The sequence below is a fragment of the Vibrio sp. R10-SF1-ISO8 genome (assembly GCF_059833805.1).
Map to the genome: position 1 here is coordinate 142,534 of NZ_JCBDHL010000019.1, position 21,001 is coordinate 163,534.

The following is a 21,001-nucleotide window of genomic DNA, read 5'->3' on the forward strand; positions in this document are numbered from 1 at the left end:
TGATCCATATAGGTTTTCTTTGAACGGGCAGAATTCTATTGGATCTAAATGATAATTACTATTGTTTGCATTATCATAAATAGTGTATTTATTGCTCTATCAGTACATTGTCTTGAATAAAGCTGATAAATAACAGGTAGTTAAACAATCTGTTTACATATGTAAAGGTTCAAATTGCCATTAGTAAATGTGATGGCTGCCACGTTATAGGTGGTGGTTATTAATAGGGAAGGTAATATTGCAAAGTCCAATAACACTTGAAGCGCTTCATATACTTGATGCAATTGATCGGCGTGGAAGCTTCGCTGCCGCAGCTAATGAGCTTGATAGGGCGCCGTCTTCACTGAGTTACCAGATTCAGAAACTAGAGCAAGATCTTGATATCATGATCTTTGACCGCTCAGGGCATAAAGCCAATTTTACTGAAGCAGGAAAGCTAATACTTGAGCGTGGACGAGACATTCTGGTCGCGACAGACAAACTTGTTAACGACGCAAGTGTCTTGGCCAATGGTTGGGAGCTTGACATTACCCTAGCGTTCGATGGGATCATTCCTGTTGCCAACTTTTTTAACCTTGTTAATGACTTAAGCAATGTCAGCTCAACAAGAATTAAGCTCCAAGAAGAAATACTCGCAGGTTGTTGGGAAGCGTTAAGCTCAGGGCGAGCGGATTTGTTGGTCTGCCCAAAGATGGAAACCTTGCCTCAAGATGTTAAAGCAGAGGTCATTGGTGAGATGGAAATGATCTGGGTTGCAGCGACTGATCATTATGTACACAAACGGAGTGGGGTATTTGACGAGCAGGCGCGAGAAAAATATCGTGTTATAGCGATAGCTGATACAGCCCGTGAGCAGCCAGCAATAAGTGTCAATATTACTCAGCGACAACCAAGACTAACTGTGACTAACTTTTCTGCGAAAGTAGAAGCTTTACGCACGGGGTTGGGTATTGGTACTTTACCAAAAGAGCTCGCAACCCAATTGATCGCAAGTGGCGATTTAAAGCAAATTGCGGATACTCAGTCTCAACCCATTGAGATCATCTTAGCTTGGAAGCGCAATAAAATTGGTGAAGCTAAATCTTGGTGTATTCAATACTTAATCAAGCATTTCAAAGCGTCGTCTAAGATTTAAACAAAGCGTTTCGGTTAATAAAATAAAAGGGAGCTAATCGCTCCCTTTTATTTTTTTGAAACCTAGCCTCGCACACCACCTTGCTGTTGTGCCTGTTTTACTAAAGCCTGACGTTGAGTTTCCTGTTCGTTTTCCACTTTATGTTCCTTATTCATCCCGTGCTCTTCTTGCTGTGGAACGAAAACAAAGTACTTATTAATAGTCATCGAAAGAACCTCTATTTTACAGTTGTAACCATCCAGGTTAGACAATTCACCTAATCACCATCGTTTGATGGAGACTCCATGTTGTAGGTTTCAAAAAATAGAGGATGCTAACTAAGTTAACATCCTCCATAACAGCTAAATTATAGAAGTAGATTTAGGTATTAATAAATACCTTTCTCATCCTTTCAGCTAATTCTTACACGTCGTAGGTAGTAGAAGCCGTGTCGCCGCCTGTACCAGTCCAGTTAGTGTGGAAGAATTCACCACGTGGACGGTCAGTACGCTCGTAAGTGTGAGCACCGAAGTAATCACGTTGCGCTTGAAGCAGGTTAGCTGGTAGACGAGCTGTTGTGTAACCGTCTAGGAAAGATAGCGCAGAAATCGTACATGGCATTGGGATACCAGACTCTAGAGATTTCGCTGCTACTTTACGCCATGCTGCTAGGCTGCTTTGCAGGATGTTTTTGAAGTATTCATCAGAACCTAGGAATGCGATGTCTGGGTTCGCTTCGTACGCATCACGGATGTTGCCTAGGAATGCAGAGCGGATGATACAACCACCACGCCACATTAGTGCTACGTTACCGTAGTTTAGGTCCCAACCGTTTTCGTTAGACGCTTCGCGCATTAGCATGAAGCCTTGAGCGTAAGAGATGATCTTAGATGCTAGTAGCGCTTGACGCAGTGCATCAACCCACTCTTGCTTGTCGCCTTCAACTGGTGTGATTGTTTTACCGAATAGAGATTCAGCTTCAACACGTTGGTCTTTCAGTGCAGATAGGCAACGAGAGAATACCGACTCAGAGATAAGCGTTAGTGGGATACCTAGGTCTAGTGCGTTAATACCCGTCCATTTACCAGTACCTTTCTGACCTGCTGTATCTAGGATCTTCTCAACTAGAGGCTCACCGTCTTCATCTTTGTAGCCAAGGATGTCAGCTGTGATTTCAACAAGGTAACTGTCTAGCTCTGTCTTGTTCCAATCAGCAAATACCGCTTGCATCTCGTCAGCAGACATACCAAGGCCGTCTTTCATGAACTGGTAAGCTTCAGTAATTAGCTGCATGTCACCGTATTCGATGCCGTTGTGTACCATCTTAACGAAGTGACCAGCACCGTCGTTACCAACCCAGTCACAACATGGCTCACCTGCGTCAGTTTTTGCAGAGATACCTTGGAAGATAGGCTTAACCGCTTCCCAAGCTTCAGCAGCGCCACCTGGCATGATTGAAGGACCAAAACGTGCTCCTTCTTCACCACCAGAAACACCTGTACCGATGAAGTGAATGCCTTTTTCACGGCAGTGTGCAACGCGGCGGTTTGTGTCTGGGTAGTTAGTGTTACCACCATCAATGATGATGTCACCTTCATCTAGAAGTGGAATTAGGTTATCAATAAACGTATCTACAACTGCGCCAGCACGTACCATTAGCATCACTTTACGTGGCGCTTCTAGCTTCTCAACTAGCTCTTCTAGAGAATATGCGCCAACGATGTTAGTGCCTTTCGCAGGGCCTTCTAGGAACTCGTCTACTTTCGCAGCAGTACGGTTGTGAGCAACAACTTTAAAGCCGTTGTCGTTCATGTTTAGGATAAGGTTTTGACCCATTACCGCTAGGCCAATTACACCGATATCACCTTTCATTATTTCTCTCCAATTTTCCAATTTGGACGCTCGCACTAAGCGATTTTTGCTGCTGCGTCTGAATCTAAGTACCATTCCGTTTCACCAGCCTTAGACTGGATCTTAGCTGCTGGGTATGGCAGCTCACTAGCAGGAGTGGTATGAATTTCGTTTACGATATCTACTTTACCTGCACCAAGTACAAGGTAGCTGATACGTTTCGCGGCTTCTAATACCTTAGCGGTTTTAGATACGCGGATTTGTCCTGATTCTGGATGAGAAGCTAATACCGATAAGTTCTCATCTTGATAGTCTGTTTGACCTGGGAATAGCGAAGCCGTGTGACCGTCTGCGCCAACACCAAGAAGTATCCAATCGAAGACAGGCGTACCATTTTCAGTCTGGATGATTTCAGCCATCTCATTTGCAAAGCGCTCAGCTTCAACCTTTGGTTCATCTTCACCGCGAATACGGTGAATGTTTTCAGCAGGCAGATTCACTTTTGTAAATAGAAGAGCGTTTGCTTCACCGTAATTGCTTTCTGCATCATCTGGGGCAACACATCGCTCGTCTCCCCACCAGAAGTGTAGGTTTTTCCACTGAATACCTTCAGCATAAGGTGCCTGCGCCAAAAGTTTAAACAGCATCTTTGGGGTACTGCCGCCAGACAGTGAAACGTGAACAGGGCGGTCAAGCTCACTGAAGGCCTTCATGTCATTCGCTAGGCTTTCTACAACTTGGTCGGCAGTTTGAAAAATCTTGTGATTGATCATAGTTCGCAATAATCCGTATCTGTGAGGTTTTTACATGGGAATCGCCACGCGCGTGCGTCACGTTGTAACAAATCGTCAGATTCTTTTGGTCCCCACGTACCACAAGCGTATCCAAATAGGGCTTGTGGATCTTGTTTGAAGTCTAAAATTGGTTGAACGTATTTCCAACACGCTTCAACGGCATCGCTACGTGCAAACAAAGTTGCATCGCCATTTAGTGCATCAAGCAGAAGACGCTCGTATGCCGTTAGCATTTGCGTTTCTTGCAGAGACGCGTAGTGGAAGTTCATTTTCACTTCTTTAGCATTAAAGCCTGCGCCTGGCTCTTTAAGGCCAAAGCTCATCTGAATCCCTTCGTCTGGTTGAATGCGGATAATCAGTTTGTTTTCCGGAGCATTCTGGCCAAATACTGGGTGAGGTGTTTGCTTAAAGTGGATGACAACTTCAGTAACGCGAGTCGGAAGGCGTTTACCTGTTCGTACGTAGAATGGCACGCCATTCCAACGCCAGTTGTTGATGTATGCCTTAAGGCCAACGTACGTTTCGGTGCGAGAGTCTTCCGCTACACCAGGTTCGTCACGGTAGCTAGGCAGGAACTCTCCACGCACGTCTGATTCTGTGTACTGACCCAATACTAGGTTGTTACGCAAATCATCTTCTTCTAGCGGCTTCAAACACTGAAGAACTTTGACAACTTCATCGCGCATTGAGTCTGCATTGATCTGCGCTGGCGGTTCCATACCAACCATAGCGAGAACTTGCAGCAAGTGGTTTTGGAACATGTCACGAACCGCGCCTGAACCGTCGTAATACCCGCCACGTTCTTCAACACCCAAGAATTCAGCTCCAGTGATTTCTACATAATCAATGAAGTTGCGGTTCCATAGAGGTTCGAACATCGCGTTAGAGAAGCGGAATACCAGCAGGTTTTGTACCGTCTCTTTACCCAAATAATGGTCAATACGATAGATTTGGTGCTCTTGGAAATGTTCATGAATCTCATTGTCTAGTTTTTGAGCAGATTCAAGATCATAACCAAATGGCTTCTCAATAATCAGGCGCTTCCATCCATCTTCTTCACTGTTTAGTCCATGGGCGGCTAGGCTTGCTGGAATAACGCTGTACAAACTTGGAGGCGTAGCGAGATAGAATAGGGTGTTTCGCTGATCAAATGCGTATTGCTCAGAAAGTTGATCAAGACGCGTCGAAAGCTTGCTGTAGTCAGCGGTGTCAGATGTGTTGATTGCCTGATAATGCAAATGATTAATAAAAGCATCGAGAGTTGCTGGTTCAGTCTTCTCCATTTCCTGGAGTGAACGTTTCAACTTTTCTCGGTAGGAGTCATCACTGTATTCAGTTCGGCTTACACCTAAAATAGCGAAGTTTTCAGGTAGCTGTTTGTTGGAGTAAAGGTGGTATAAAGCAGGGATCAACTTGCGATAGGTTAAGTCGCCCGAAGCACCAAAAATAACGATGCTGCTGTTTTCTGGAATTACCATCATCTTTCCCTTAGAAACGAGGTAGTTAGCATGTGCCTAAGTTGTTGGCACTAAAGTTTGCCAACGGTATCAACGACACCTCAAATTATAAAATAGGTCGTACCTATTGTATTGATAGGCAAAACCAAAAATTCATGCCATTTGAATTATTGATTGCAACTGGTTTAGTAACAAGTCACGGCGATATTCACAGATGGCAGCGTATTGTCTATGACTATTTGACATACATCAACCTTTGAGAGGGCAATCGATTAAATATTGACTAGTAGTTAACGTAACTTGTTGATAATAAAAGCTAGAGCGAAATTTTATGGTACGGGCCTGGATTGGAGCTAAAACTCTATATCAGTGTAACTGGTAGGATCAGAAGTGTGATTTTATGAAGGTTTTTACTCGTCTAGTATGAGATTCGCGATCAACAGCGGTTATTTGCGTCTTATCGAGGAATCGATGTGCATATTCTTGGTCGATCGATTGTTCTAAGAAAATGAGATATAACTTCGGGTCTATGTGGCCACTGGTGGCCATATCCGTCATGATTTCAATGGATTCGGATAGAGTCTTTGCTTTCTTGTAAGGTCTATCACTAGACGTGAGTGCTTCAAAAACATCAGCTATCGCCATTACTCTTGCCGGAAGGGAGAGCTCTTCTTCATATAACCCCTTAGGATATCCGCGACCATCTATCCGTTCATGGTGACCGCCAGCGATTTCCGGAACGTTTTTCAAATGTTCTGGGTAAGGTAAACGTTTGAGCATCATTATGGTTTGAATGATGTGATCGTTAATAATAAAGCGCTCTTCTGAGTTTAAGGTACCGCGCTCAATAGATAAATTGTACAGTTCTCCACGGTTGTATTTCAAATCGCTTGGTTTTAGTACGAATTCTTCCTGCCAAAAGTCCTGAGGTTTACTGTTATTATCCCAATGGATCTCATGTACCTGCTTGTCTGTTAGCAGTGTTTCTTGTACTGGAAGGTTTTTACGATCGCCAGCGCGCGCCTTTTCTACCCATGATACGCCAACTTGATCGTCTAGCGTTCTTGTCCATTTGTACCGACTAATGGCATTGAGGCGATCAAGGGCATCTTTGCTCATCGACTCTCCACCGAGATTACATTCACCAATAAATGCAAAATCATCGTCTAACTGTTGATGTTTTTGCTCTAAAGTGTTGCTCAATTTCTCTTCATCCTCGCCATTAGCAACCCCTTTCCAATACTCAATCTCAGCTTGTGATTTTAATAGTTCGAACCGCATACGGACTTCATGAATACGGTCATAAATTGTTTCTAGTTTGGTGGCTTTATCGATAACGTATTCCGGCGTGGTTACCTTGCCGCAATCATGGAGCCACGAGGCTAAGTGCAACTCTTCCCACTGTTCTTTTGACATGCTGAATAATGGGAAGTGAGTGTCATCTTCAACCGCGGCTTGCACAAGCATTTTGGTTAGCTCGGGCACACGTTGGCAATGGCTGCCTGTGTAGGGCGATTTGGTATCAATGGCAGAGGCAATCAGTTCGACAAATGCATTAAGCATCTCTTTTTGTTGCTCGATTCGGTCAATATTCTCTTTAGCTATCTCAGCAAAACTCAACAGTTCCTTCAAAAATGCATGTTTATCAGCTTGTGCTTGGGTAATTGCGCGCTCATATCCTAATAGCAAAATTCCGACCGGCTGATTATCGCGGTTGAGTAAAGGAAACAGGTAGACATCGGAATTAAAAAGAGACTCTCGATAATTCGCTACGGCGTTATCTTCACGATTTAGATGGACGATTTCACCCTTGGCTAGTTCAGTCTTAACCCATGCTGTATGTTCTATGAGTTCGTTTACATCAATCTTGAACGGGATGATTGCGTGATTTGCAGCAGCAGAGTAGCGACTTTCTTTTTCGTTTTTTATGTAAAGTACGATTGTTTCTGCTCTTGTAACCAAGAAACTTTGATGCGCGATTGTTTTTGCCAAAACTGAAAAGTCAGTATTGCTCGCCGTGTCTCTTAGTAGTCGCAATAAGTCATATAAGGTGTGCTCCATTAGCTCTATCGACTCGGTAAGGTTTGCTACTTCCTTAATTACGCTCTTCGAGTAACGTGTTTTCTTGAAATCAAAACGAGCAATATTATCGGTTTGACGCATTAATGCGTGCAACGGATTGGCTAAGCGCCGCGCAACCAGCCACACAACGATAAAACTCATGAGTAGCATCGCAATGGCTACGCTCACTTGTTTATCCCTCATGGAGAGCAAAGAAGCAAGCAAGTCGTCTTGAGGTGTTGCTTCAGCTAGTAATAACCGAGTTTGCTTGTTCAAACTAACTGGCGTTAAAGTGACAGACCATTTTTTGCTATCAGCTACGACCGTTTCGTAAATTATTTGGCTTGAGCTACGATCAATCACCCGTTCAAATACGGTCCCTAATAGCGAGCTTGAAGTGATTTCACCATCTGTTTCTTCGATATCATTTAGATTATGGTGAGCTAACACCTTAAACTGGTTATCAAACAACACCAGCTTGGTGTTTTCAGAGTAGCCCATTTGACTGATTTGATCTGAGAGGGACGTTAGGGTGAAGTCCGCTCCGACAACTTTGGTACCATCGGGGGATTTACGTGACAATGTCACGCCATTGGTTTTGAGAAAGTAAAAAAAATATGGCTCTGTCAGCCTGATAACCCCATCTTTGTCAGCATTGATGTACCATGGCCTAACTCTAGGGTCGAACTGATTATCTTTTGTCTTACGATGTCCTAAGCTTCTGTATGCTCCATCTAAAAAGTAGAACTCGTTTAAACCAGAAACACGTGTTGTATTTATCATCAGTGACGCTTTATTCGGAGCATCAAATCTCTCACGATCAGCATTGGTTCTTAATGCTCTCACTAGAGTAAAGTCACCAGATTCGTTGGCATAGTAGAGCGCCACGACGCCCGGATTTCTCTGAAAGATAGTTTGTAGTGAAGTCAAAAAGCGAATGTGCTTGATTGGCGAGTTATGGTCGTCAATGGCGCGACTCATCGACATAAAATCGAGTGTGGTTAATATTGGTCCAGCTTTGACTTGAAAAGTAGATTCAAGCTTACGGCTATTCTCTCTGCTTAGTTCTTTAGCGCTGCCAATAAGCAGCTCTTGCGCGTGTTTATAGCTAATAGCAATGAGTACTGAACCTACTAATGTAGTCAGGACAAGAAACAGAGTAGTGATATGAATACTTAAAGAGTAGCGGCGTTTTTTCATAGCTCGACCATAAACACGACACCTAGTAAGTATCGATCAATTCCTGAATCCTGCAAAACTTCAAATTATTAATAATAAATTGTTATCTGTATTTTATTGTCTATTGAAGAGCATGAAGTACAAGCAAGAAGTTAAATTGGCTGATAACATAAGAGCAACCTTCACTGTTAAAAAAGATCTATGAACCTCGTTATCGACACCCATACTCACACATACGCCAGCGGTCATGCCTACAGCACTTTGATAGAAAACGCGCGGATGGCGAAAGAAAATGGTCTAGAGATGTTCTGCACCACCGATCATGCTGAATCAATGCCAGGTGCACCCCACTATTGGTTTTTTTCCAACCAACGTGTCTTACCAAGGTTCATTGAAGGTGTTGCGGTAATCCGTGGTGTAGAGTCAAATATTCTCAATACAGACGGGGAGGTGGATGTCCATCCGACTTCTTATAAAAGCCTTGATTGGGTTATAGCGAGCTTTCATGAGCCTGTTTTCAAGCCAAGAGACAAACAATCTCATACGCTAGCGCTGCTAAATACCATTAAAAGCGGTAAGGTAGATGCACTTGGTCATCTAGGTAACCCCAACTTCGATTTTGATTATGAACAAGTGTTGAGATGTGCGAAAGAGCATAACGTTGCCATAGAAATTAATAACACTACCTTAAAAGGCAATAGTCGCGTAGGCAGTGTTGAACGTTGCGCGGAGATTGCGAAACTCGGTAAAGAGATTGGGGTTTACTTCACAACAGGCAGTGACGCTCACTTTTGCCAAGATGTAGGCAACCTTTCAAAAGTCTCAGATCTTTTAGATAAAGTCGGGGTGGATGACTCGCAAGTCATTACGCACAGTGTAAAGCAATTCCTAGCGTTCTTGGTGCTTCGAGGTCATTCAACCATTTCTGAGTATCAGCATTTATAAGTTGATACAATATTCGCTTCTAGTGTGCTGACTAAATTCAGTACACTCCCTGTTCCTATTCCCACACAAAAGAAAAATATAATGAGAAAGTTAATCCCAGTTTTAGCCTTAGCCATGTCAGCACAAGTTTTTGCGAGTGATTTTGATCTTAAAGCTGCAATGAAGCAGATGAAAGTAGAGTTTAAACATGCCGCTGAAGCGACCGAAGTTAGCGAAATGAAATCTGCTGTAAGTAACCTTTCTGAGTTAGTCGAGCAGTCTAAGCGCGGTAATTACCCACCTGAAAAATTTGATATTTATTTTGAGGGCTTTAGTAAGCTTTCCGTAGCGCTTGATTCTGTTGAGAAGAAACTAGACTCGGGCGATCTAGAAGCGGCAAAATCTGAGTTAAAAACTGTCGATGATCTACGAGTGGAATACCACGATAAACGTAACCCAAGTATTTGGAGCAAGCTGTTCGGCTAATAAGTCAGCAAATTTCGATTTGGCAATGCTAATACCATGATCCTTGTTAGGTTTTTTAGCGAGCCTTACTGAGTTTGTTAGTAAAAGGTTATATATTTACTCTCAATTGATTGAGAGTGACTATGATACGGACATCAAGCTTCAAGCGAACTATGCTCATCGCAAGTGCCCTAAGTTGGGTGCTTGTGACTTTGATGCCTGTAATCAATGCTCATGGTGCCAGTGCTGGCGTGTGGGCGACACTTTGTACCATCAATGGATTTGAGCTAGTCCAAGTCGAAGAGGGAAAGGTTGAAACTCAGCACAGTAAGCCTTGTCCATTTAGTCACTTCTCAAGCTTCCACCAAGACACACTTCCAACACCCACTCACTCTAGAAGAACATCGATAGCGACATTCGACTCGTACGCTTATTTGGCTCTAAGTGAACGATTTCAGCTCGCTGTCCCACGAGCGCCACCGACACTAACTACAATCAACTTCATATAAATCAAATAACAAAGGCTAGGGTCTGTTGACCCAATACGCCACTTAGTAAAGTAAAGCTCAGCACTAACGACTCGACTATGTTTCGGGATTTTTGCTGTGCGCTCAAAAAGGAAATTGTAATGTTGGGTAGTCAATCTCAGACTCAACCTAAGGGCTCACTACGTTCATCTCAAAGTGACGACTCAAACAAGGTTAAAGCAAAAGCACGTTATTTTCTCACATGGCGTTGGCACTTCTATGCAGGTCTTTTCGTTATCCCATTTATGCTCATGTTAAGTCTTACTGGGCTTGTGATGCTATTTGATGACGAAATTGAACAAGCAAGATACAGTGAAATCATCGCAGTTGCTCCGCAGGCGCAAACTCTACCACCTTCTATTCAACTGCGTTCAGTCAAGGAAAAGTATCCAGACTCGCAAATCACCCAATTTGTAGCGTCTGACTCAAGTGCAAAGGCGAACAGATTCAATGTTAGGCATGAAGATGGTCAGTCTGTTTTAGTGACGGTCAATCCATACTCCGGTGAAGTTCTAGGCGAAATCGATCGCAGTGACAGTTGGTATCAACTTGCTAATGATATCCATGGAACATTGCTGATTGGTAAATCAGGAGATTACTTGATTGAAGTGTCTGCGAGTTTAGGCATTCTGCTGGTGGTCAGCGGCATTTATCTGTGGTTACCAACAGATAATGCCACTAAGGCTGGTTTTCTCAAAATACGTATGCGTAGTGGTTCGCGTGTTCTAATGCGAGATCTCCACGCCAACTTAGGGGGAACACTTTCGATCGTTTTACTGCTGTTTCTACTTTCCGGTCTTGCATGGGCAGGGGTATGGGGCGCCAAAATGGTCCAAGGTTGGAATACATTCCCTACCTATTACACGTGGGGGGAGAAACCGCAATCTTCTTTAATTCACGCAGACTTGAACCACGGTAGCGAGGAAGAAATGCCTTGGAACTTAGAACTCGCTACAGTGCCTGAATCGCAAGGTTATCATAGAGGGCATCACGAGCATCATTCTGCTCAACCTTTCGATATCTCTCAGAGCGTAGGAATCGATCACATCATAAGCAAAGCAACATCACTCGGCTTCACCCAATTTAAAGTCTACTTACCTCAATCTGAGACTGGCGTTTACACTGTATCTGCTAACTCAATGGCGGGAGATGTTACTGACCCAAGAAAAGATAGGACGACACACTTTGACCAATACACTGGAGAAGTGCTCGTTGATGTTACTTGGGATGACTACAATGTTGTCGCTAAGTTGATGGCCGCTGGGGTTTCACTTCACCAAGGTGATTTAAGCATCGTAAATAAATTGCTGAATGTTTTCTTCTGTTTAGCGTTTATCGTTATTTCAGTTACCGGGGCTTTGATGTGGTGGGTACGTCGCCCGTCTAATCAGAATAAGTTGGGTGTGCCAGCCCGTTTCGAACAAGACGGTATTTGGAAGGTTGGCGCCGCAACCATAATATTGGTGAGCGTTCTTTTCCCTTTGGCTGGCGTGACCATCATTAGCGTATTAATCCTAGATACGTTGCTCGTTAAAAGAAGTCCAAAATTGAAAGCCTATTTGTCATAAACAACAAGCCCCGATTTCGGGGCTTGTTCTTATCTTGCGCTCAACTGCTGCGTCATGTAATCAATAAATCCACGCAATCGGGCTGGCATGTATTTGTTTTGCGGGTATTGCATGGCGATTGCGCCATGATAGTTACTTTTTATCGTCCAATCAGCGAGTACAGGAATCACTTCGTTGTTTTCAATCGCCTCTGAGACAACAAAGTCATGAAAAATGCCAATACCTAGCGCATTTTTAACCCCAGTTAATCGCATCTGTGAATGGTTGACCGCGTAACGACCTGAGACTCCCACTGAGTGATACTCGTCTTCTTTAAAGAAATCCCATATATGATCGCTGTCGGTTTCTGCGAGATAGAGGCAATCGTGTTCAGTCAGCTGTGTTGGGTGTTTAGGCATCCCGCGTTTGGCAATGTAGTCGGGGCTGGCACAAAGAACTAAGTTGGTTTTACTGACTTCTTTGAGTACCAAGTTCTCGTCAGGCTTATCCGTCAGTTTAAACGCAACATCAATACCATCACGGATTAGGTCGATTTCACCATCTGCCGCGCGCAATTTTAGCTGTATTTCAGGGTACTTTTGTAAAAACGGTACAACATGGGGCTGTAATACGGAGTTTAAGAATGCTTCAGGCGCTGCAACTGTTAATGCTCCAGACATATCTTGATGGTCTGTTGTCGAGAGTTCCACTGCGCGCTTTGCTGCATCAACCATCACTAAAGCTTGGTCATACACCTGTTGACCAGAGTGGGTAATAATCAACTTACGCGTAGTGCGCTCGAACAATTTGACTGAAAGGGATGTCTCTAGTCGCGTTACCAATTTGCTTAGTGCAGAAGGGGTCACATCGAGAATCTTAGCCGCAGCAGTAAAACTCCCTTCATCAACGATCAGAATAAAACTCGCTAGATCGGGAAGTAGAGCAATCAACTTCGTGTTCTTCATTTCAATGGCTTCAAATAACTATTTATAGCCATTCTATACCCTATAAATGTGACGGTCATCATTAAAAGGCGTTATTTGTGCCTTAGATTCAATAATGTTTTTCCAACTAACGGGATAATGAAAAACACGTGCTTGAATTACACTTACAACATCAGATTTTGGCTCTAGCAATCGGCTAGAACCTTACAATAAGCAATGCGCATAATAACTAGGAAGGAATTTGAAATGTCTTCTGCATTCTACGAACAGATTCAAACCCAAATTGAAGAAGTAAAGGCTGAGGGTCTTTACAAGTCAGAGCGTGTGATTACGTCTCAGCAGCAAGCGGCTGTTAAGATCTCTACTGGTGAAGAAGTACTTAACTTCTGTGCAAACAACTACCTTGGTCTTGCGAACCACCCAGAGCTAATTGAAGCGGGTAAGCAAGGTATGGACGTACACGGTTTCGGTATGGCTTCTGTTCGCTTTATCTGTGGTACACAAGACATCCATAAAGAACTAGAACAAAAATTGTCAAAGTTCCTAGGTAAAGAAGATACGATTCTTTACACCTCTTGTTTCGATGCGAACGCAGGCCTATTTGAAACCATTCTAGGCAAAGAAGATGCAATCATTTCTGATGCTCTTAACCACGCTTCAATCATTGATGGTGTTCGTCTGTGTAAAGCTATGCGCTTCCGCTACTCGAACAACAACATGGAAGAGCTAGAGCAGCAACTTATCGCGGCTAAAGAAGCGGGTGCTCGTCATATTCTTATCGTGACTGACGGTGTGTTTTCTATGGACGGTGTGGTAGCAAACCTACCAGCTATCTGTGACCTAGCAGATAAGTACGGCGCATTGACTATGGTTGATGATTCTCACGCTGTTGGTTTTATGGGTAAAACCGGTGCGGGTACGCACGAATACCATGATGTCGTAGATCGCATCGACATTATTACGGGTACGCTAGGTAAAGCGATGGGTGGTGCTTCAGGTGGTTACACATCTGGTAAAGCGGAAGTCATCGATTGGCTACGTCAGCGCTCGCGTCCTTACTTGTTCTCGAACTCAGTTGCCCCGGCCATTGTTAACGCTTCTATCCGCGTTCTTGACCTTCTAGAGCAAAGCGGCGACCTACGTGACCAACTATGGGAAAACGCAGCGCATTTCCGTACGCGTATGGAAGCGGCAGGTTTCACTATGGGTGGTGCAGACCACGCAATCATTCCAATCATGCTTGGCGACGCTAAAGTAGCGGCCGAGTTTGCAGAGCGCGCTCTTGAAAAAGGTATCTATGTTATTGGGTTCTCATTCCCAGTCGTACCTAAAGGTCAAGCGCGTATCCGTACACAAATGTCAGCAGCACACTCACGTGAGCAGCTAGACCGAGCGATCGATGCATTTATCGAAGTAGGTCGTGACATGGAGATCATTAAATAATGAAAATCAAAGCACTATCAAAACTTAAGCCTGAAGAAGGCATCTGGATGACAGAAGTGGACAAGCCAGAGCTTGGTCACAATGATCTTCTTATCCGTATTAAGAAAACGGCAATCTGTGGTACTGACGTTCACATCTATAACTGGGATGAGTGGTCGCAAAACACAATCCCTGTGCCTATGGTTGTCGGCCATGAATACGTCGGTGAAGTGGTAGGTATTGGCCAAGAAGTTCGCGGTTTTGAAATTGGCGACCGAGTATCGGGTGAAGGCCATATTACCTGTGGTCACTGTCGTAACTGTCGCGGCGGTCGTACACACTTATGTCGTAATACTGTCGGCGTGGGTGTTAACCGTGAAGGTGCGTTCGCTGAATATCTTGTTATTCCAGCATTTAACGCATTTAAGATCCCTGAAGGTATCTCTGACGATTTAGCCTCTATCTTTGACCCGTTTGGTAACGCTGTTCATACGGCGCTGTCTTTTGATCTTGTTGGCGAAGACGTATTAATTACCGGCGCTGGTCCTATCGGTATCATGGCGGCAGCAGTTGCTAAACACGTAGGTGCTCGTCACGTTGTCATTACTGACGTTAACGAATACCGCTTAGATCTAGCTCGTAAAATGGGCGTAACTCGCGCAGTAAACGTTGCTGAGCAAAAGCTTGAAGACGTTATGGAAGAGCTTGGCATGACAGAAGGCTTTGATGTTGGTCTTGAAATGTCTGGCGTACCTTCTGCGTTCAACTCGATGCTAAAAACAATGAATCATGGTGGCCGTATCGCACTACTAGGTATTCCACCATCAGATATGGGCATCGATTGGAACCAAGTAATCTTTAAAGGTTTAGTGATCAAAGGCATCTACGGTCGTGAAATGTTTGAAACTTGGTACAAGATGGCTTCATTGATTCAATCTGGCCTAGATCTAACGCCAATCATTACTCATCACTACAAGATCGATGATTTCCAACAAGGTTTTGACGCTATGCGTAGCGGTAAGTCTGGAAAAGTTATCCTAGATTGGGAGTAGGGAAATACTAAGTTAATAGAGGTTTGTTGCTATCTACCTAGTTACCGATTATCCGGGCAGTGAATAGTAACAAATAGCCCTGATTTCCACCTAGAAACGCCCCAAGAACTGAATGACGCCTCGAGTTAAATCGAGGCGTCTTTTTTGTATCCAGCAATAGTGCCTTGTAGATTTTCCCATTTCTAGTTAACGGGTGATTCGAATAAGGAACCTAATCGAATCACCACATGATTTGAATAATTTAGTTATTCAAATCATAATATGATTTGAATAAGAGCAATTTTCAAATCAAGGTGTTGTTATGTGGATCTGGGAGCAAACAAATTGGCCTCACTTTTGTTGGGATGAAACGGCCGTAGATCCGTTGCTTAGGAAGACACGACTAAACCAAGGTGTCTTACTGGGTAGGATGACTAGCCAGCCTCATGATCAGAATCAAAGTATGCTCGATACCTTGTTAGCAAACATCGTCCATTCTAGTGCGATAGAGGGTGAAAAACTGAACGCATTTTCAGTTCGTTCTTCGCTCGCGAACAAACTCGGTTTGACAGAAGAGCGTCCTTTCCCAACGACGGAACAAACAGATGGGCTTGCCGAGATTATGCTTGATGCCGTCGATAATCTTGACGCACCTCTTACCTTAGAAAGAATCCTACATTGGCACGATAGACTTTTCCCTGAAGGCTACGCGCTGTTTAACCCTGTTGTTGGCGGTCAACTCAGAGGGACTGCGCCCATGCAGGTAGTATCGGGGCGAATCGATAGACCAATTGTTCACTTTGAAGCACCGGGGAGAGAGAGGCTTGATAAGGATCTTGATCAGTTCGTGGCTTGGTTCAATCATTCAAGGCAAGACTCGACTATGGATCCATTGCTTCGAGCGGCCATCTCACACCTGTGGTTTGTTACTCTGCATCCACTCGATGATGGTAATGGGCGAATCACGCGTTTGTTAACCGATTTAGCTCTAGCTCAAGCGGATCAGCAATCAGTTCGTTTTTATGCGATGTCAGTAGGCATACTTGCAAATCGCAAAAGCTACTATGAAATATTAGAAAAAACGCAGAAGGGTGATGTCGATATTACCGACTGGGTAGTCTGGTTTCTCGACGTACTGAATGAAACCTTTGATGAGGTCTTAAAAGAGATTCAACAAACGGTATTTAAAACCAATTTCTGGCGAGATGTCGATCAGACTCGGCTAGGGGCAGAGCAAGTGAAAGTTCTAAATAGAATGCTTGACGGTGACTTTGCTGATGGTATCAATACCTCCCAATATCACAAAGTGGCGAAAGTCAGCAAACCTACAGCGACTCGTCATTTAACTGCGTTAGTAGAGCAGGGGTGTTTAGTGAAATCAGGTGCGGGACGAAGTACTCGGTATGTGCTTGCTAAGTAAAGCCAAAAACAGCGTAAACTCTCATAATAATTCATTGATATTTATATAGATTTCAAATCCTTTGCACCTGCTTCCAACTATTGTAGGTAATCATAGTTTTCTATCTGTTCATGGCATTTCTCACCAACGTATTATGGCAAATCAACGTTAGTGAAAGATAGGAATAAAAATGAACAAAACACTATTATCAATTGGCTTAGCAACAGCGCTAGTCGTTACTACTGTACATTCTGCACAATGGAGTTATGAAGGAGATACAGGACCAGAGCACTGGGGAAAGTTTGGAGCAGAGTGTGAAACAGGGAAGAACCAAAGCCCAATAGACGTTAAAGATCAAGTAGCAGCAAACATCGCAGAGTTAAATCTAGATTATTCTGGACAGGTCACAGCACTGACCAACAATGGACATACGCTACAAGGAGTGGTTGAAGGAGATAATACTTTCACTGTTGATGGCAAGGCGTTTAACCTCGTTCAGTTTCACTTTCATACACCATCAGAAAATCTAATCAAGAGTCAAAGTTTCCCACTCGAAGCCCACTTCGTAAATGCGGATAGCAATGGCAACCTAGCGGTGCTAGCTGTTATGTATAACACGTCTGTAACTAGCAATAGTGAAATTACCACTCTACTAGAGACATTACCAAAGTCAGGTGAAACTGTTTCGTTGAATCATTCTATTAACGTAGCGGATATGATCCCGGATACAGAGCACTACTATCGCTTTAACGGCTCACTAACAACGCCGCCATGTTCGGAAGGTGTTCGCTGGTTTGTTCTAAAGCAACCGCAGACTTTAAGTAAGGACCAAACCCAATTGCTTAAACGAGTCATGGGGCAAAACAATAGACCGATACAAGCAAAGAATGCCCGTTTGGTGCTAGACAACGAATAAAGAAGCACACAGCGCCAGTTTGATCTGGCGCTTTTTATATATTGTTAAACAGGACTTCTAATCGAAACGTTGCTTTTGCTTCACCTGCTCTTTGCGTGTCTTGTTCACGATTCCAGTTGTATTCAGGTATTAACTCGTAAAACAACCAGGAGCGCCAAAAGTTTTGCCTGTATGTGACTGATACATGTGTGTTCTTAATGTAATGAAAAGGTCGATTGGTTCCTGAGGTGCTTACTTGATAGCTAAGTGCCTGTTGGTCAGATATATGCTGATAGAGCGTTAAACCTGTACCCACTTCCCAACCTTTAATATCACTTTCATACAGGGCGTAGTTGCTCCAGCGAAGCAAAAACTCACGATTTATCGAATAATCTAAGTCAATATCGGTAGATTCACCCGTAACGCTTTTCTTCTGATATAACTTTTGAGTAACGCGCAGTAACCAATCGTCACTAATGGGGTAGGTATATCGAAAACGTCCTTCGATACCTGGTTTCGCATTGACCTTAAGGTTAAAACTATAGCGTTCTTTACTCAGCCAATCGTACCTAAGACCAAGCGTATTCTCTGCATCTTCGCCAGTTTGAGGAAACAGGTCGAATAGGCCGTCTTCTTCGTCTGATTCGAAGACCACTTTTAAACGCTTGGTCACTTTCGGCAAATGAAACCGTGCTTTGAATCGAGTCTTAAACTTGTATCCTTCCCCCTCGACATACGAGAAGTCATTTCTCCAACGGACGGTGCTACCAGCTCGCGCGTCTTGATCGGAACGCTCATCAACGAAAAAACTGTCGAACCAGATCGCAGGCTCGCAAAGCTTGGTATTCACATAGTTAAAAGCTGAATCAAGGATTTGAGCGCTATCAGGCTGGCTATGGCAATCGGAGTAATCGATTTCACCATCGGCGTACGTTGCTGCAGATAAAAAGGTAGAGATGAGAACTAGGTAGCGCAATTGACTAATACATTCTGGGGCTTAGAGATAGAGTATGTCGAAAACATATTCAGAAGGTCAATACTTTATCGAGTCACGGCAATAAATTCATAGAGCCAACCTAATAACGGTTGGCGAATTCTTTATTTACCTTGAGCTATCTGTGCGTACTGGCGTAGCAGATCGGTCAGCGTCGTTACCCATTCAAGAGCATTTTGTGGTGACTGTTTGACAATGATTTCAACGTGATTGCAATGAGTCTCGAGAGGGATCGCTCGTTCAAGATGAAAAGAAACCGAGTAGAAATGCCACAATAACAAGCGCTGCATACGCTCAATATTTTGTTTCTTGCTTTCTGATTCTTCAAACAGAGCAGGGAGCTCGCTAAGCGCGATAGCACTCATGCGCAACATCGCGTCGAATTGCGCTTCTTGAAGCTTATCATCGTTTTCAGCTTCATCTAAATCAAAAGTAAAAAGCTCAGTCATAGATTCCTCTGGCACCAAACGGTGAACCATTCTTAGGCTGAGTTCTTCTAGCTCTTCTCGTGGCATCTGAGTTAAGCAATGATAAGTGTAATCACGTTGCATGCTGGTCTTTTGGCAAAATTAAATGGGTAGGTATTCTAACGATTTTAACAATAATTACTACTTGAAAGCCCAACATAAAAAAGCCCCGCAAAATCTGCGGGGCAATATTCGTTGTGTTTGCTAGTAGCCATTGACGTTGTTAGAGAATCTATTTTTGTTACCAAAAAGTACGTTAAGAATTCTTACTTAAAATTAGATGCTTTCCCTAGAACCGCAAACTTTATGATGAGTTTTGTAATGTATATTGCTCAATACTGTGATCTTAGTTCAATGTTTTATAGCAATAGAGTTCATATTGCCCAAACAGTACAAATGGGAGTTTGAAAAGATTCAATAGCTATTCATGCATAAGTTTGGTTACTGAGTGAACGGTTGAACGTTTGCGTGAAAATATGTGATGAATATCTCATATCTGGCGCTATAATTTCCGCCCGGTTGAGAGTAACAGCTCTACCAATACAAGCCGTCACAGGGAATGGTGAATGACCCCATGGACCGGACCAGCTGCCTATTCAATGCTTGTAGAGGTAATCTTTAATGAATGTTTTGTTTGGCTTAATCGGTGTAATCGCATTGTTATTGTGTGCGGTTTTACTATCTGAAAGTCGTAAATCAATTAACTGGAAAACAGTGTCTCGTGCGCTGTTACTTCAAGTCGGTTTTGCCGCCCTGGTGCTTTATTTCCCGTGGGGTCAAGCGGCCCTAACAAGTCTAAGTAGCGGTGTTTCTAGCTTGCTTGGTTTTGCCGATGAAGGGATTGGATTCCTGTTCGGTGACCTTGCTAATACAGGCTTTATTTTCGCGGTTCGCGTTCTTCCTATCATTATCTTCTTTAGTGCCCTTATCTCAGCACTCTATTACCTTGGTATCATGCAGAAAGTCATCGAGTTTATCGGTGGTGGTATTCAGAAGTTTCTAGGTACGAGTAAAGCTGAGTCTCTTGTTGCGACTGGCAACATATTTCTTTCTCAAGGCGAGTCTCCACTTCTTGTTCGTCCATTCCTTTCTCGTATGACTCGTTCTGAACTCTTTGCTGTAATGGCCGGTGGTATGGCTTCCGTAGCAGGTAGCGTACTTGGCGGATACGCAGGTTTAGGTGTAGAACTGAAATACCTGATTGCCGCAAGCTTCATGGCGGCTCCGGGTAGCTTGATGATGGCTAAGATCATTGTTCCTGAGCGTGAAACGCCAATCGATCAATCCGATATCGAGATGGACAAAGCTCAAGAGAGCAATGTTATCGATGCGCTTGCAAGTGGCGCGATGAACGGCATGAAGGTCGCTGTTGCAGTGGGTACTATGCTAATCGCGTTTGTTAGTGTGATCGCTATGGTAAACACTGGCCTTGAAAGTTTAGGCGAAGTTGCCGGTTTTACCGGAGTGACTCTTCAAGCGCTATTTGGCTACTTGTTTTCACCGCTTGCATGGTTAATTGGCGTACCGTCAAATGAAGTACTAATGGCGGGCTCATACATTGGTCAAAAGATTGTAATGAATGAGTTTGTTGCATTTATTGACTTCGTTGAGCACAAAGCAATGTTATCTGAACATACTCAGGTCATTGTCACCTTCGCCTTATGTGGCTTCGCTAATATAGGCTCAATCGCCATCCAGCTTGGTTCAATTGGTGTAATAGCGCCAGAGCGCCGTTCTGAGGTCGCTAACCTGGGTATTAAAGCGGTGCTAGCTGGCACGTTAGCTAACCTAATGAGCGCGTGTTTAGCTGGAATCTTTATCTTGCTATAAGCTTTATAAGAACGTTTATAAACCGAACAGGGAACTGTTCGGTTTTTTTATACCAAAATACTGAAACCTAAAATTACATCATGTATGGCACTGATTGCTT

Annotated in this window: 18 protein-coding genes; 10 read left to right on the forward strand and 8 right to left on the reverse strand. The window is 43.6% G+C overall.

What is annotated here, in order from left to right:
- Positions 1-238: 238 nt before the first annotated feature.
- Positions 239-1,135, forward strand: a complete 897-nt coding sequence (locus AC6R00_RS15375; protein ID WP_500641018.1) for a LysR family transcriptional regulator — start codon at positions 239-241, stop codon at positions 1,133-1,135.
- A gap of 62 nt (positions 1,136-1,197) precedes the next feature.
- Here the strand turns inward: AC6R00_RS15375 and AC6R00_RS15380 are convergent, their stop codons facing one another.
- The 5 genes from AC6R00_RS15380 to AC6R00_RS15400 all read right to left on the reverse strand — a co-directional run bounded on the left by AC6R00_RS15380 (position 1,198) and on the right by AC6R00_RS15400 (position 8,477).
- Positions 1,198-1,341 (reverse strand): hypothetical protein, encoded by a 144-nt coding sequence (locus tag AC6R00_RS15380; protein WP_500641019.1) that lies wholly within the window; start codon positions 1,339-1,341, stop codon positions 1,198-1,200.
- A gap of 196 nt (positions 1,342-1,537) precedes the next feature.
- Complete coding sequence (gene gnd / locus AC6R00_RS15385) at positions 1,538-2,986, reverse strand: decarboxylating NADP(+)-dependent phosphogluconate dehydrogenase (protein ID WP_008079725.1); 1,449 nt, start codon at positions 2,984-2,986, stop codon at positions 1,538-1,540.
- Positions 2,987-3,021: 35 nt separating this feature from the next.
- Positions 3,022-3,738, reverse strand: coding sequence for a 6-phosphogluconolactonase (gene pgl / locus AC6R00_RS15390; RefSeq protein ID WP_500641020.1), 717 nt, complete (start codon positions 3,736-3,738; stop codon positions 3,022-3,024).
- Positions 3,735-5,237: a glucose-6-phosphate dehydrogenase gene (zwf, locus tag AC6R00_RS15395; protein ID WP_500641435.1), complete on the reverse strand. Its 1,503-nt coding sequence runs from the start codon at positions 5,235-5,237 to the stop codon at positions 3,735-3,737. Before zwf ends, pgl begins: the two co-directional genes overlap by 4 nt.
- A gap of 363 nt (positions 5,238-5,600) precedes the next feature.
- Complete coding sequence (locus tag AC6R00_RS15400) at positions 5,601-8,477, reverse strand: HD domain-containing phosphohydrolase (protein ID WP_500641021.1); 2,877 nt, start codon at positions 8,475-8,477, stop codon at positions 5,601-5,603.
- A 180-nt stretch (positions 8,478-8,657) separates the two neighbouring features.
- On the opposite strand from AC6R00_RS15400, the gene AC6R00_RS15405 reads away from it, so the two are divergent.
- From AC6R00_RS15405 to AC6R00_RS15420, 4 genes are all read left to right on the forward strand, one after another.
- Positions 8,658-9,401 carry a phosphatase gene (locus tag AC6R00_RS15405; RefSeq protein WP_500641022.1) on the forward strand — a complete coding sequence of 248 codons (744 nt, stop codon included), beginning with the start codon at positions 8,658-8,660 and terminating at the stop codon, positions 9,399-9,401.
- An 81-nt stretch (positions 9,402-9,482) separates the two neighbouring features.
- Positions 9,483-9,866, forward strand: coding sequence for a cytochrome b562 (locus AC6R00_RS15410; RefSeq protein WP_500641023.1), 384 nt, complete (start codon positions 9,483-9,485; stop codon positions 9,864-9,866).
- A gap of 122 nt (positions 9,867-9,988) precedes the next feature.
- A complete protein-coding gene (locus AC6R00_RS15415; RefSeq protein ID WP_500641024.1) occupies positions 9,989-10,354 on the forward strand; it encodes a hypothetical protein in 366 nt (121 codons plus the stop codon).
- 119 nt (positions 10,355-10,473) lie between these two features.
- On the forward strand, positions 10,474-11,940 hold the full coding sequence (locus AC6R00_RS15420) for a PepSY-associated TM helix domain-containing protein (RefSeq protein WP_500641025.1): 1,467 nt from the start codon (positions 10,474-10,476) through the stop codon (positions 11,938-11,940).
- Between the two features lie 29 nt (positions 11,941-11,969).
- Here the strand turns inward: AC6R00_RS15420 and AC6R00_RS15425 are convergent, their stop codons facing one another.
- On the reverse strand, positions 11,970-12,884 hold the full coding sequence (locus AC6R00_RS15425; protein ID WP_494503537.1) for a LysR substrate-binding domain-containing protein: 915 nt from the start codon (positions 12,882-12,884) through the stop codon (positions 11,970-11,972).
- 225 nt (positions 12,885-13,109) lie between these two features.
- Here AC6R00_RS15425 and AC6R00_RS15430 point away from each other — a divergent pair, with 225 nt between their 5' ends.
- From AC6R00_RS15430 to AC6R00_RS15445, 4 genes are all read left to right on the forward strand, one after another.
- Complete coding sequence (locus AC6R00_RS15430; RefSeq protein ID WP_239855288.1) at positions 13,110-14,306, forward strand: glycine C-acetyltransferase; 1,197 nt, start codon at positions 13,110-13,112, stop codon at positions 14,304-14,306.
- On the forward strand, positions 14,306-15,337 hold the full coding sequence (gene tdh / locus AC6R00_RS15435) for an L-threonine 3-dehydrogenase (protein WP_069669486.1): 1,032 nt from the start codon (positions 14,306-14,308) through the stop codon (positions 15,335-15,337). Before AC6R00_RS15430 ends, tdh begins: the two co-directional genes overlap by 1 nt.
- 301 nt (positions 15,338-15,638) lie before the next feature.
- Positions 15,639-16,736 (forward strand): Fic family protein, encoded by a 1,098-nt coding sequence (locus tag AC6R00_RS15440; RefSeq protein ID WP_500641026.1) that lies wholly within the window; start codon positions 15,639-15,641, stop codon positions 16,734-16,736.
- Positions 16,737-16,905: 169 nt separating this feature from the next.
- Positions 16,906-17,631 (forward strand): carbonic anhydrase, encoded by a 726-nt coding sequence (locus AC6R00_RS15445; RefSeq protein WP_500641027.1) that lies wholly within the window; start codon positions 16,906-16,908, stop codon positions 17,629-17,631.
- 34 nt (positions 17,632-17,665) lie between these two features.
- On the opposite strand, the gene AC6R00_RS15450 is transcribed toward AC6R00_RS15445, so the two are convergent.
- Both AC6R00_RS15450 and AC6R00_RS15455 read right to left on the reverse strand, forming a co-directional pair.
- Positions 17,666-18,586: a hypothetical protein gene (locus AC6R00_RS15450; protein ID WP_500641028.1), complete on the reverse strand. Its 921-nt coding sequence runs from the start codon at positions 18,584-18,586 to the stop codon at positions 17,666-17,668.
- Positions 18,587-18,708: 122 nt separating this feature from the next.
- Complete coding sequence (locus tag AC6R00_RS15455; protein ID WP_500641029.1) at positions 18,709-19,155, reverse strand: exoribonuclease R; 447 nt, start codon at positions 19,153-19,155, stop codon at positions 18,709-18,711.
- A gap of 537 nt (positions 19,156-19,692) precedes the next feature.
- On the opposite strand from AC6R00_RS15455, the gene AC6R00_RS15460 reads away from it, so the two are divergent.
- A complete protein-coding gene (locus AC6R00_RS15460; protein ID WP_500641030.1) occupies positions 19,693-20,901 on the forward strand; it encodes a NupC/NupG family nucleoside CNT transporter in 1,209 nt (402 codons plus the stop codon).
- Positions 20,902-21,001 lie beyond the last annotated feature (100 nt).